Source organism: Desulfosarcina widdelii, assembly GCF_009688965.1.
Lineage (GTDB): Bacteria > Desulfobacterota > Desulfobacteria > Desulfobacterales > Desulfosarcinaceae > Desulfosarcina > Desulfosarcina widdelii.
This window is the reverse complement of record NZ_AP021875.1, coordinates 2,844,946-2,857,635: the sequence shown is the minus strand read 5'-3', so window position 1 is coordinate 2,857,635 and position 12,690 is coordinate 2,844,946. Positions and strand designations below refer to the sequence as shown.

Here is a 12,690-nt window from a genome sequence, read left to right as displayed (position 1 = left end):
TTACACCTTCATGTTTTAGGCCTTGGCTATCAGAATGCGGTAGCCATCCCCGTCCGGCTCTACGCCGGTTACGGTGCATCCCTGACTTTGGGCGGCTCGGGACACGTTTTCCTTGGAAGTGTCCGTGTCCACCAGGACAACGATTTCCGACTCACTTCCCTTTTTGATTTCGTCCAGGGTCAGCAACACCGGTTGTGGGCACGATAATCCGCGTGCATCGATGGTTGTACTCATGATTCTACCCTCCTTGAAAGTCTGTTCGAGAAATCTGGATCAGGCCCGATAACAAGGCGGAAGGTGGCTTAAAAGCGGAGCATATATGTAATATGTGAGCATTTTGAGACACTTTCCAACGCCGGTAGCGGGCCTTAGACGGGTTTATCAAACAGGCTTTAAGATGCTTTTTTACGCATTGTAAAGCCAATGAACAGGCACACGACCAGTCCAACAACCACGGCGGCGATGCCATGGGGGCCAACACCCTTGGGGGAACTGGCCAGCCCGAAATTGTGGGCGAACCCGGCTCCGACAATCATTCCCAACACAAATACGGCGGCATCGCCGTCGCCTTCACCGGAGAGAAACAACTGCCGACCGGGGCAGCCGCCGGCCAGGGCGAAGGCCAGACCGGCCAGGACCATCCCGGCGAAATTCCAGACGTGCATGGTGTGGGCCACGGGCTGACCGGCAAAGCCCGGATGGAACTGACCCAGGGCCAGGTTGGTCAGGAAAGCGAAAACCACCAGGCTGAGAAAGCCGGTGAGCAGATGGGTCTGACCGAACAGCACCACGTCCCGAATGGCACCCATGGTACAGAAACGACTGCGCTGGGCCAGAAAACCGATGCCCAATCCCACGATCAGGGCAATGACGAGTGGGGCGTGCATGGCGCCGGGACCCTTGAGGCTGTAAAAGAGAACGCCGCTTTTGGGCTCGCCGTCTATCTGAGGATACATCAGCGTGAGGATCAGAAATCCCAGCATGATCAGGGGCAGCATCCATCCCACCGTTGCATGGGTGTTCTGGGTGCGGCCCAGGTTATACCCGTTTTTGAGGAAAAGAGTGCCGATCCAGATCCCGCCGGTCAACCCCAGCAACCCCAGGATGGCATTGCCGTCTCCGCCGGCCAGTCGCAACACCGCCCGCCACGGACATCCCAGAAAGACCAGTGCCCCGATCATGGCAAAGGCACCTAGAACGAATCGGACAATGGGTGCCGAACCGACCCGGGGTCGGAATTCTTTGAACATATAGGCGGCAATCATCGAACCGATGACGAACCCGATGATTTCAGGACGGATATATTGCACCACACCGGCCCGGTGAAGACCCAGGGCACCGGCGATGTCGCGTTCGAAACAGGCCACGCAGATGCCCATGTTTCCGGGATTGCCCAGCTTCTGCAGCAAAGCGGCCAGAATGCCGATAATCGCGCCTACGCTGATGATGCCCCAGCGGCTGGCAAAAAAATTTTTCATGCGCTTACGTCCTCCTTTCCTTGGCTGGTTATGGAATATTTCTTATAAATGAGCATTTACTCATCACACAGGCGTTCGTCGAAGTCCAATAGATAATTTGGATGGATCGCCAATGATGAATTGACCTTGTCAATGGCAGTAACAACGGACCCTGCTGGATGGTCGGGAGAGATACCAACTTCCTTGGGTAAATAATGAAATAGATAAACTGCGCGTTTGCTCATTTTCTGGGAAGTTGTTGCCATGTTCGACGCGGCATGATGGCGGCTTCTTTTTAACCTGTTGATAATGTTATGATTTAAATATTCACAGTTTTTGGAATGTCGCTTGCATCGAGCTTGCAATTAGACAATGGTATTGCCTGCCAGTGGGCATCCATGTATGCTAATGTTACCATTGATACCTCAATGGTTGCTGATTCAGGAAAGGTGCGGAATGCGAATGGAAAACGATTACAAAGGTGACATCCAAAAACATAAGCGGAAGCCTGCTTCGACAGAGGAGATCTTGCAGGAGGCCCTGGCCGAGCGCGCCCGGTTTCTTAAAAAGCGACCCCATATGAAGGCATATCAAAAAGAGATCGATCATCTGCTCGACAAATCCGGCAGTCATCAGGGGCGCCTGGCGGTCCTGGGAACGTTGATGCAGAGCAAGTTGCTCGATATTCAAAAAGAATTGTTCACGCTGAATAAAATCATTCAAATCAGCATAAGCTAAAAGACTTGACGCTGCGTTCTTGACCGCCTATATCCTTCGACACGTAATCGCATCGACCGAAGTCGATCATTTTTGAAAAAATAATCACATCGACCGTTAGGGTTGATGCACACATACTCAACGAGCCATGAAGGCGAAGCAATCCGATAACGGGTCCGCGCTTTCATGGCTTTTTTATTTTTGGAGGATTCATGCTGAAAAAGTCGCTGAGCAGAGGGAATGCCAACGGGTTGATCGACTACGAGGCATATATGCTGCCTTAGGGGCTTCATCCCCTGGATTGGTTACCGATTCCTTGGTTTTCCAAAAATTTTTCGAAACAGGAGAAAAAAGTGAACGACACCAAACAAACATTTATGGATATGACGTTGAAGCCGGTGGGCGTGGTACGCAGCGAGATCAAGGCACCTATGCTGTCGGCGGATGAAGATGACCTTTCCCTGACGGATCGAATGGAAAATATCAAGGCTTATCATCGCCAGGTCGAGAAAGGCATCTGTGAATTGATCATCGATCCCGAGTGGGAGGAACTGTTGGATGGCATCGAGGGCTTCTCCCACGTGCTGGTGCTTTACTGGCCGCACCTGCTTGACCCGTCCCGGCGCAACCTGAGAAAAGTGCATCCCATGGGACGCAAGGATATGCCCCTGCAGGGTATTTTCGCCACCTGCAGTCCGGCCCGGCCCAATCCGGTGCTGGTATCGGCCGTGCCCCTGGTTGCGCGCAACGGCAACGTGATTACTGTTAAAGGATTGGAGGCGGTGGACGGCAGCCCCATCGTCGATGTAAAGCCCTATTCGAAAAGCTACCTCAAGGTGGACGGCCTGAAAACGCCGGCCTGGATGGAACAGCTTTACAGGGAAATGGAAATAGATTGAAGGAGAACCGCATGAACGCCCAGCAAATCATGGAAAGTGAGGATTGGAAGCGCTGCGCAGACTTTCACGGCCATGTCTGCGGCGGGCTGGCCATCGGCTACAAGGCCGCCACGACCGGTATGGACTGGCTGAGGGGAAAGCGCGCACTGGACGAGGAGTTGGTGGCTATCGTGGAAACCGATGCCTGCTGCGTGGACGCCATCCAGGTGCTCACCGGCTGCACCTTCGGCAAAGGGAATCTGATTTACAAGGATTACGGCAAGATGGGCTTTACCTTCTTCAACCGCCGCACCGGCCAGGGCGTGCGGCTGATCATGCGACCCGATACGTTTCGGGTTAACGAACGCCAGATCGAGTTGTTCAAAAAGAACCGCGACGGCAGCATTACCGATGCCGAAAAAAGCGAACTGGACAACCTCGGGGTTCAACGGATGACCGATATCTTGAACATTCGCGCCGAAGACCTCTTTTCCATGGCACCGATCACCGCCGGCATGCCCGACAAGGCGCGCATCGACAAATCCACCCCATGCAGTCGTTGCGGTGAGCCAACCATGCATTCCAAACTTGAATCCGTGGACGGCGCGCTGGTTTGCAGGGGCTGTTTGGCCTGATATGGTGGAGAAATGGCTGCATCCATTGACCAAACCGCGGAAATTTTCGAAAAGAACTATAGAATGTATAGAAAATCGGAACTTTCACACCATTGACGGGTAAAAATGAATTTACAGTCGAAAAAAACATTTGCATCGATCAATTACGAAAAATGCCATCCGAACGGATGCAATCCGGATAAGGGGCTTTGTCCAGCCGTACCGGCATGTGAACACAAGGTGATCAAACAACTGGACGGTGCCTTCGAACAACCGATGATTTTTCAGGACATGTGCATGGGATGCTGGGACTGCATCGAGGCCTGCCCATTGGGCGCCATTGAAACCAAGCATGTCGGTGCCTAAGCTTTCATTCAGGGGTACCGAAATTTAGGGGCAACCCGGCTTCGATGTTTTTCGGGATAGGAAAGATAGGATTATCCATGCACGATGTAAACTATCGACATGAGCACGAACTGAAAAAACATGATTTTTTAGGCTGCTGCAAGGATTGCCAGCACAGCCTGGAGATCATTAAACCCCATATCATGGCCTTTGCCGAGCGGATCGAGCACTATGAGGACGAGGCGCTAAGGGCACTGAGCCCGGACGACCTCTATCGGCTCTTCCTGCTTCTCGACGACCTGGCGCACATGGACGCCGGCCCGCACCTTGCCGGGCTGATATTGAATGAACTATAGGTCCAGTCCGTTTTTTTTGTTGGTATAACCGCCCAAATCGGTTTTATATTTTTAAAAACTTTGTCGTTTTAACGCTTATCGATCAAATTAAACGCAGATTTATAACAGTCAAGGAGGTAAGCATGGAAGGTGAGCACAAACACAAGCATCAACATTCCCACACGCACACTCACGAACACGAGCATGCCCATACACATGGAGATAAAACCCATAGCCATCCCCATGTGCATGAGCACTCTCATGAACACGGACATGAACACAGCCATGCCCACAATCATGTAAGTGGAAAGGACGATCACAGCCACGACCATAGCGGCGAGCATGGGGCTCATGATCATGATCACCCGGGGCATGACAAGACTTCCCATGATCATGCACACGAATGAGCATTGTATTATGCAATGGTGTGAAACACATAGACATCGCTGCCGGCATCGGTATCGGTAACGAAACCCTGCGGTTTAAGTGTTCTGATAATCATTAAAGGGCGTATGGAACCCGCAGGGAATCATCATGAGCTCCGACGAGCTTTTATGGCCCATTCTCGCACATGATGATTCCCTGCTAGTCGCCGAGTTAAAATAAAAGGCACCTCCCTTTCCATAGCGACCATCGCTATGGAATAATTGGGTAACATGTCAACCAAAAGGGAGGTGCCATATGAAAACTTACGCCGGAATCGATCTGCATTCAAGCAACAATTACATCGGTGTGATCAACCACAAAAACGAACGGCTTCACAGCCGCCGCTATGACAACAATCTGAAGACTGTGCTGAAAGTATTGCGCAAGTACAAGCGCACACTGCAAGGGGTTGTCGTGGAGTCAACCTACAATTGGTATTGGCTTGTGGATGGCCTGATGGAAAATAATTACAAGGTCCACTTGGCCAACCCGGCGGCCATCCAGCAGTACAAGGGTTTGAAGCACAGGGATGACAAAAAGGATGCTTTCTGGCTGGCGCACCTGCTGCAGTTGGGCATCCTGGCCCAAGGTTACATTTATCCCAAGAAGCTACGATCCGTAAGGGATATGTTCCGAAGAAGGATGATGTTCGTCAAGCAGAGAACCACTCAAACCCTCAGCCTTCAAAGTATGATTGCTCGCAATCGAGGCGTTGAGCAAAGCGTCAGCGCCATCGTCCGTTTCCGGGACGATTTCATCAAGCAGATGTTTGACTGTCCGCATCTGGTCTCCACAGCCCTTCATCAGATAGAAACAATTCGTTTCCTGGGCAAACAGATTGAGGCCATCGAATCGGAAGTTGAGACCATGGTCGAGTTGGACAGCGCCTATAGAGGCTTGCTCACCATACCAGGCATCGGAAGGATTCTGGCCATGACAATCATGCTTGAGGTAGGAGATATAAGGCGATTCGAGAAAGTTGGTCACTACTCGTCTTATTGTCGGTGTGTAAAGGCACAGAGCCTGTCAAACGGCAAAAAGAAAGGCAACAACAACCGCAAGAACGGAAACCGATACCTGGCCTGGGCCTATGTGGAAGCGGCCAATCACAATAAGCGTAGTTGTTCTCAGGCACGGAAGTTTCTTGAGCGCAAAATGGCTGAGAAAAATTACACCGTGGCCATCAAGGCTTTGGCCAACAAGTTGAGTAAGGCGTCATATTTTATCATGCGGGATCAAACGACCTACGATCCGGCATTATTATTCAGGTAAAATCTGGGTGCGGCAGTGATCCATTTCTGGGGTTGGTATCATCCATAGGGTCTGATTGGAACTGCCGCATCCCGCCTGTTTTTCGATTCATCCGCCCATGCCGTGAACCACGATGGGGCTGGCTTCCAGCCACCGGTCTGTGAAACATCATTTGGTATCGGCATGGTACCGAAGGTTTTCTGGGGCTCTTTGAGCCAGGGGTGGCATAGACCACCTTGATCCCGATGGGTGACTGGTGCGGATCGACCATCATCGATTCAGCCGACATCATTGAAGCAACGGGTGCGGAAGAAGGGAAAACAGCGAATCTGTCGTTCAAAAAAAATGTGGTCAAGCGAAAATCAGTCATGCGTTTCGCACGGGGAGGTGTTTTTTTACTTGACCCGCCCTTTAATGGGCGAACCCGGAAGCGTATGATGCATAGAAAAAAGATGTTCTACCATTAGGGAAATGACATTTCACTAAACATCACTCTCTTCATGGTCATGGCGATGGTGCAGGTCGGGCCAGTGTTTATGGTTGTGGGCGATCGGTTTGTGTTCGTGCCAGTGGGAATGACTCACAGTGCTTGCTAAACCTTCATGGTGGTGGTCGTGGTGAAGCCCGTCATGCCGGTGAGCATGTTGGTGCGACATCGCATTGTGTCGATGGAAATGCACGTGTTTCTCGCTGAAGAGGATCATCAGCGATGCTGCCATTAATCCTGCTGCAATCGCCTGGCCGCTTGTGAAAGCCTCCCCCAAAACGGTCACGGAAAGCAGCAATCCGAAAAAGGGAGCGGTTGAAAAGATCATCTGGCTGCGGATGGCTCCCAGACCTTGAGCCGCCATGACATACAGGGTGATGCTGATTCCATAGGAGAATACACCGACAAGCAAGGCCACAAAAATTGAAACCGGCAAATTTGGCCCCCCGTCAATGGCAATACCTGCCATAAGGTTAACGCTTCCAGCAACAACGCCCTTCCAAAATGTGGTCTGAGTTGGCGGAATACCGTCGATGAGCGCCGTAAAATGATTGTCGAAACCCCAACAGATGCAACCGCAAACGATCAGAAGGGCGGGAATAACGCCGCCACCTTCATTTCCACCGACCAGCAACAGAGCTGCGATGACCGTTCCGCCTGCAGCGATCCACCCCCGCAAGGTTAAATGCTCCCGGAACAGGAAATGCCCGAGCATCAACGTGGCAACAAACTCCAGGTTGAGCCACAGGGAAACCGAACCTGCATTTGCGAATTGCAGCGCCATCAAGAGCAGCAACGGTCCGAGAACGCCACCCAGCACGATGGCACCCGTGAGAAGCCAAATGGTACGACGACCTGCATGCCAGGGCCAACGGATGGACCCCTTTCTCATAGCAACGGGGAACACGCCAACGGCAGCGCCGAGATACAGCAAGCCCGCCAGGGATTGTGGCTGGATGTCGTGAATCAAGAATTTGCTGGCCGGAGTTGCTGCGCCGAATAGAAAGGCCGAAACCAGACCGGCGGATGCAAATTTTAAGGTTCCATGAACATTTTTCACTGTTTTTTTCTTGAATCCTTCTAAACCACAAGACATATGATCAAGCGATGGCCGCCACTTGCATTGTATTGAGTAGTTTTTTGCGCCGGTGTTGGCCGAAGGCTATAAATCGAAAGTTAACCCTTCACCAGCTTTTGAATCAATAAATGATAATTCAAGTATTGTTCAAGAGTCTGATCTTTTTTGCCGTATTTGGCCACATTAGTCTCCGTGCACAACTCAGACCGGATGTAAGGGCTTTACAGAGCGAAAGCTGCATCAGACATTTTGATTATTTTAGGGCAGACTGGTCGACGATACAACCTCGCAGCCGTCCACGGAGAAGAACAATTCAAGAAAAGCGCTTTTCACCTTCGGGTCTTCGCATGAGACGGGGGTCCCGATGATGCCGAAAACGAACGCCGTCAATAGATTCTCCTGTGGACTGAAGGAATACACCGCCCGAGGCGGCGACAGCCAAAAAGACGTCGTGGATCAGACATGAGCATCCAAACGTGCCGGCCTACAACTGTCCGGTGAAACTTACATGATCGGGGTCGTGCGGAATGGCTCCCGAGTTCTTTCAAACAACGCAGAATGAGCGCAGCGACCTGCCAACCGAGGGATTGGTTGAATGGCGGCAGCCATAGAATAGCCGGACCGGCAAGATTCCGGTCCGGCTACAAAGTTGCGGTGGTTAAAGTTTCTTGTGGCAGAACCACCAGTCGTAGCATTCGTACTCTTTTTCTCTTTCCCGGGCCGTTTTGATATCGGCGGCCGGAGGGATGATGACGCTCTGGCCGATGAGTTCGTTTTCAGGCCAACCGGCCGGCATCGCCACGCCGTTGGCGTCGGAGGTCTGCATGGCCTTCACGGCCCGCAGGATTTCGTCCATGTTGCGGCCCAATTCCTGGGGGTAGTAAAAAATGGTCCGCACCATGCCTTTGTCGTCGACGATGAAGACGGCTCTTACGGTATTGGTGCCCTTGCCGGGGTGAATCATGCCCAGTTGCCGGGCCACGAGCCCCATGTCGTCGGCGATGATGGGAAATTGTATTTCCACATTCAGGTTCTCCTTGATCCAGTCCACCCATTTGATGTGGGAGAACACCTGGTCGATGGAAAGGCCCACCAACTCGCAATTGAGCGCTTTGAAATCCTCGTACCGTTTCTGAAATGCAACGAACTCGGTCGTGCAAACGGGGGTGTAGTCCGCCGGATGAGAAAACAGCACGAACCATTTTCCTTTGAGGTCCGCAGGCAGGTTGAGTTGTCCTTGGGTCGTGGTCGCCTGAACGTTCGGGAATTCGCTGCCGATGAGGGGGAAACCGTTTTCCATTTTGAATCTCCTTTTCTGTGGTTTGAGTGAACGGTTGATCTGCCTTGACTTGCCGGGCCGATGCCCGACGAAGTTGGTAAAGCTATTAAATAAATAAATTAACTATATAGTAGTTATTACTATTTAAAGGCAAAAAAAATGGGTGCAAAGCTATCGGTCCTCGCGGCATGCATCGCAAATTCCTTCCAGATGCACAATTTTATCCAGAATGATAAATTTACCTTTGATCGATTCGGGCAGTGCCAGGGCATCGTAGACTTCGTCCTTGAAATCGTAAATTTTCCCGCACCTGACACATCTGAAGTGATGATGCGGCTCCAGATTGGGGTCGAAACTTTTTGGGTGCCCTGAACTCTCGACCACTTTTGCCAAACCGATTTCCTGGAATTTCAACAAGGTGCGATTTACTGTGTCCAAAGAAATGTTTTTATAGTACTCACGGACGCTGTTGAATATGGACGCCGCCGAAGGGTGCTCCGAAGAGGCAATCAACTCCTTGTAGATCGCCACACGCTGGGGGGTGATGCTCAGCCCATTCTCATGGCAGATATTCTCGAAGTTCTGCAGCCTGTCGTTTGGCAGTTCGCTGTTCATTTGCGGCCCGGTATCCTGTCCTCAGGGTCATTGGATTGATGAATAATTTTTCGCGATCCGTATTCTGTCCTTTAAAATATATTGAACTATATAGTAGTGAATCCTATTTGTCAATGGGTTGAATAAGATAATGGCGTGTTACTTTTTTGTTATAGTTACTTCGGATTCGCCAGGATGCCTGTCCACGACGACTTCCTTTGCTTTCAACGGACAGATCTGATAAAAAAACAGAATACAACACCTGCATGATATCGGATGGAAAACCGAATGAATAACGATTGTCCCCCTTATCCCATTCTCCTGGCCGAAGACGACCTCATTTCGCGGCGGCTATGTCAAAAGATTCTCGCCAGGGAGGGGTTCGCGGTGACCACGGTGGCCAATGGGCGCGAAGCCCTCGAACTGTTCCGGCAGCGGTTTTTCCCCATCGTTTTGACCGACTGGCAGATGCCGGAGATGGAAGGGCCGGAGTTGTGCCGGGCCATTCGGGACGAGAACCCGAATCGCTATGTTTTCATCGTCATGCTCACATCGAAAGGCTCCAAGGGCGACATTATCAGCGGCCTTGAGGCCGGTGCGGACGACTACATCACCAAACCGGCCCATCCCGCAGAACTGGTCGCCCGAATCAGGACCGGTATCCGCATCCTGGAACTGGAGCGGTCCCTCAAGGCCGCAGTCGATGAAATCCACCTGATGTCCATCCTCGATTCACTGACCGGCCTTTATAACAGGGGTTACATCAACGAGCGGTTGCCCCAGGAAATTCGTAGAGCCCACCGATACGTACGAGACCTTTCCCTGGTGCTGTGCGACATCGACCATTTCAAGAAAGTGAATGATACGTATGGACATTTGGTAGGCGACGTTGTGCTCAAATCGTTTGCCCGGTGCCTGGCCGGATCCATCCGGCAGGAGGTTGACTGGGCGGGGCGCTATGGTGGTGAAGAGTTCCTGATCGTTCTTCCGGAAACGCATCTGCATGGTGCCCTGGTGCTGACCGAGCGAATCCGCCGAACCCTCGAATCGACCCCCATCGAGACAGACAATAAAGCGATTGGCATTACCAGCAGTTTCGGTGTCGTCTGTTTTTCTCCGGGCACCTGTAAAGAGGCGATCACCCCCGAAGCCTTGCTTCAGGAAGCGGACAACCTGCTTTACAGGGCCAAGAGTGAGGGACGCAACCGCATCGAAGCCGGCCGGTTGACGTCCTGACCTTTCCTGTTTCTTCAAAATGGCTATTGGGCAGCCGTATAAACATCATTGACCCGGTTCCAGTCGATCACCTTGAAAAACGCCTCGATATAATCCGGCCGACGGTTCTGATACTTCAGATAATAGGCATGTTCCCAGACGTCGATCCCCAGGATCGGCGTTTTGCCCTGACTGACCGGATTATCCTGGTTGGGCGTGGCCACGATTTCAAGGTTGCCCTGGTTGAGTGTCAACCAGGTCCATCCACTTCCGAATAGCAGGGCGGCAGCATTTGCGAATTTTTCCTTGAACCCGTCGTAGCCGCCGAACTGTTTTGTGATGGCTTCGGCCGCCGGACCGGTGAAGGGGACATCTTTTTTAAGCATCGGCCACCAGAAAGAGTGATTGAAGTGCCCGCCCCCGTGATTGCGCACGGCGGTGCGAATGTTCTCGGGAACGGCATTCAGGTCCGCCAGAAGTTCTTCGGGATGTTTATCCGCCAGTGCATCCTCCTGGCCCTGTAAGGCTGCATTGAGTTTGTCCACGTAGGTCTGATGGTGTTTCGTATGGTGAATTTCCATGGTGCGGGCATCGAAATAGGGCTCCAGTGCATCGTAGGCGTAGGGTAGTTCGGGTAAAATATGTTTCATGGCCAATCCTCCAATCGTATCGGTTGCATGTAATCATGTTTTCATTTGCGCTGAACTGTTTCGTTGACAAACTATGGTAATGCTTTTAGTATAAATCAAATCGATAATTTTTATATTAATATAGATAGAGATTATGTTGACAGCCAGCCAGCTGGAATATCTGGTCGCGGTGGATCGATACGGCAGTTTCTCAAAAGCGGCCGAACAATGCTTCGTCACCCAGCCCACCTTAAGCATGCAGATCCAAAAGATGGAGGCGGAACTGGGTGTGAGTCTTTTTGACCGCGGGCGCAAACCGGTGCAGGCCACGCCCTTGGGCCAACTGGTGATCGAGCGGGCCTATCGGGCATTGCAGGAATTCAAGGCCATCGCCGAGGTGGTGCGCGAGCAGCAGGAGACACTTTCCGGAGAACTTCGCCTGGGGATTATCCCCACGTTGGGACCTTATCTGTTACCGCGGTTCATTCCGGACCTGCTGGCCCGGTATGCAGGTGTTCGGGTGACGGTCCGTGAGATGCTGGTCGCGGACATCATCTCGGACCTGCGCCGCGATATGCTGGACGTGGGCATTGCCGCTACACCTTTAGGAGAAAAGGGCATCCTTGAAAGCCCTCTTTTCTACGAACCTTTTTACGGCTTTGTTTCCGCCGGGCACCGGCTGGTGGATCGGACCTCCCTGTCCGCCGGCGACTTCGTTCCGGACGAGATGATTCTGCTGGACAGCGGCCACTGTCTGCATGGCCAGGTTTCTCAGGTGTGCCTGGGCACCCTGGAAACGCGCGATGAAAAGGCGGTCCGGCTGCGATTCGTGGGCGGGAGCCTCGAGGGGTTGATCCGCATCGTCGAATCCGGTCACGGCGTCACCCTGCTGCCCGAACTGGCGGCCATGACCTTGCCGGCGCCGTCGCGGGGGTTGGTGCGCTCCCTTCAGCCGCCGGTACCGGCCCGACAGGTGAGCATGATCACCCACGGCGAGGGCATTAAGACCCGTCTGCTGGAAGTTCTCCGGCAGTCGATTCTCAACGGAATTCCCCGGGAACTGAAGAAAAAAAAGAAAACGTGGCGGATTATCGACGCGAAGACGGCCTGAAAGTGACAGGACACTGGGCCGATAAGACGGCTGCCAACCGGCAACAGTGCCGCCGCAATCATTCGACAGGCAACCCATGCGTCCCTGCCGGCGGTGAGAAGAATCCGATGGTGGCAGATCGATGAGAAAATTACTTGACCCTTTTCTCAAAACCGGGGAAACTGGGACGATTCCTTTCGTGAAAATGAGGCGCTTTGCGCCCGTCGTAAAAATGGCAACCCCGCTGGTCAGGATCGCGATATGGTCATCAACCTCAACGGACAGGAGAAAGCGC

Annotated in this window: 16 protein-coding genes; 8 read left to right on the top strand and 8 right to left on the bottom strand. The window is 52.3% G+C overall.

Annotation, left to right across the window (positions count from 1 at the left end; genetic code table 11):
- Positions 1-15 precede the first annotated feature (15 nt).
- Both GN111_RS13440 and yedE read right to left on the bottom strand, forming a co-directional pair.
- Positions 16-234 carry a sulfurtransferase TusA family protein gene (locus GN111_RS13440; RefSeq protein ID WP_155304240.1) on the bottom strand — a complete coding sequence of 73 codons (219 nt, stop codon included), beginning with the start codon at positions 232-234 and terminating at the stop codon, positions 16-18.
- A gap of 158 nt (positions 235-392) precedes the next feature.
- Positions 393-1,478, bottom strand: coding sequence for a YedE family putative selenium transporter (gene yedE / locus GN111_RS13435; protein WP_155304239.1), 1,086 nt, complete (start codon positions 1,476-1,478; stop codon positions 393-395).
- 435 nt (positions 1,479-1,913) lie between these two features.
- On the opposite strand from yedE, the gene GN111_RS13430 reads away from it, so the two are divergent.
- The 5 genes from GN111_RS13430 (at position 1,914) to GN111_RS13410 (ending at position 4,367) form a co-directional block, all read left to right on the top strand.
- Positions 1,914-2,195 (top strand): hypothetical protein, encoded by a 282-nt coding sequence (locus GN111_RS13430; protein ID WP_155304238.1) that lies wholly within the window; start codon positions 1,914-1,916, stop codon positions 2,193-2,195.
- A 332-nt stretch (positions 2,196-2,527) separates the two neighbouring features.
- Positions 2,528-3,073 (top strand): tRNA (N6-threonylcarbamoyladenosine(37)-N6)-methyltransferase TrmO, encoded by a 546-nt coding sequence (gene tsaA, locus GN111_RS13425; RefSeq protein ID WP_231715736.1) that lies wholly within the window; start codon positions 2,528-2,530, stop codon positions 3,071-3,073.
- An 11-nt stretch (positions 3,074-3,084) separates the two neighbouring features.
- Positions 3,085-3,687, top strand: a complete 603-nt coding sequence (locus GN111_RS13420; RefSeq protein WP_155304237.1) for an FmdE family protein — start codon at positions 3,085-3,087, stop codon at positions 3,685-3,687.
- 219 nt (positions 3,688-3,906) lie between these two features.
- Complete coding sequence (locus tag GN111_RS33375) at positions 3,907-4,032, top strand: 4Fe-4S binding protein (RefSeq protein ID WP_170302267.1); 126 nt, start codon at positions 3,907-3,909, stop codon at positions 4,030-4,032.
- A gap of 77 nt (positions 4,033-4,109) precedes the next feature.
- Positions 4,110-4,367 (top strand): hypothetical protein, encoded by a 258-nt coding sequence (locus GN111_RS13410; protein ID WP_176603290.1) that lies wholly within the window; start codon positions 4,110-4,112, stop codon positions 4,365-4,367.
- A 68-nt stretch (positions 4,368-4,435) separates the two neighbouring features.
- Here the strand turns inward: GN111_RS13410 and GN111_RS13405 are convergent, their stop codons facing one another.
- Positions 4,436-4,735: a hypothetical protein gene (locus GN111_RS13405; protein WP_155304235.1), complete on the bottom strand. Its 300-nt coding sequence runs from the start codon at positions 4,733-4,735 to the stop codon at positions 4,436-4,438.
- A gap of 292 nt (positions 4,736-5,027) precedes the next feature.
- Between GN111_RS13405 and GN111_RS13400 the strand changes: the two genes are divergently transcribed.
- A complete protein-coding gene (locus GN111_RS13400; protein ID WP_155302142.1) occupies positions 5,028-6,044 on the top strand; it encodes an IS110 family RNA-guided transposase in 1,017 nt (338 codons plus the stop codon).
- A 461-nt stretch (positions 6,045-6,505) separates the two neighbouring features.
- Here the strand turns inward: GN111_RS13400 and GN111_RS13395 are convergent, their stop codons facing one another.
- The 4 genes from GN111_RS13395 to GN111_RS13385 all read right to left on the bottom strand — a co-directional run bounded on the left by GN111_RS13395 (position 6,506) and on the right by GN111_RS13385 (position 9,482).
- Positions 6,506-7,570, bottom strand: coding sequence for a DMT family transporter (locus GN111_RS13395; protein WP_231715735.1), 1,065 nt, complete (start codon positions 7,568-7,570; stop codon positions 6,506-6,508).
- Positions 7,571-7,846: 276 nt separating this feature from the next.
- A complete protein-coding gene (locus GN111_RS34190) occupies positions 7,847-7,978 on the bottom strand; it encodes a hypothetical protein (protein WP_269433836.1) in 132 nt (43 codons plus the stop codon).
- Between the two features lie 268 nt (positions 7,979-8,246).
- Positions 8,247-8,888, bottom strand: coding sequence for a peroxiredoxin (locus tag GN111_RS13390; protein ID WP_155304233.1), 642 nt, complete (start codon positions 8,886-8,888; stop codon positions 8,247-8,249).
- A 150-nt stretch (positions 8,889-9,038) separates the two neighbouring features.
- Positions 9,039-9,482: a Fur family transcriptional regulator gene (locus tag GN111_RS13385; RefSeq protein ID WP_155304232.1), complete on the bottom strand. Its 444-nt coding sequence runs from the start codon at positions 9,480-9,482 to the stop codon at positions 9,039-9,041.
- A 267-nt stretch (positions 9,483-9,749) separates the two neighbouring features.
- Here GN111_RS13385 and GN111_RS13380 point away from each other — a divergent pair, with 267 nt between their 5' ends.
- Positions 9,750-10,697, top strand: a complete 948-nt coding sequence (locus GN111_RS13380; protein ID WP_155304231.1) for a diguanylate cyclase — start codon at positions 9,750-9,752, stop codon at positions 10,695-10,697.
- A 23-nt stretch (positions 10,698-10,720) separates the two neighbouring features.
- On the opposite strand, the gene GN111_RS13375 is transcribed toward GN111_RS13380, so the two are convergent.
- Positions 10,721-11,326: a superoxide dismutase gene (locus tag GN111_RS13375; protein ID WP_155304230.1), complete on the bottom strand. Its 606-nt coding sequence runs from the start codon at positions 11,324-11,326 to the stop codon at positions 10,721-10,723.
- Positions 11,327-11,459: 133 nt separating this feature from the next.
- Here GN111_RS13375 and GN111_RS13370 point away from each other — a divergent pair, with 133 nt between their 5' ends.
- The gene (locus GN111_RS13370; RefSeq protein WP_155304229.1) at positions 11,460-12,416 is read left to right on the top strand and encodes a hydrogen peroxide-inducible genes activator; all 957 of its coding nucleotides are present in this window, start codon (positions 11,460-11,462) and stop codon (positions 12,414-12,416) included.
- Positions 12,417-12,690 lie beyond the last annotated feature (274 nt).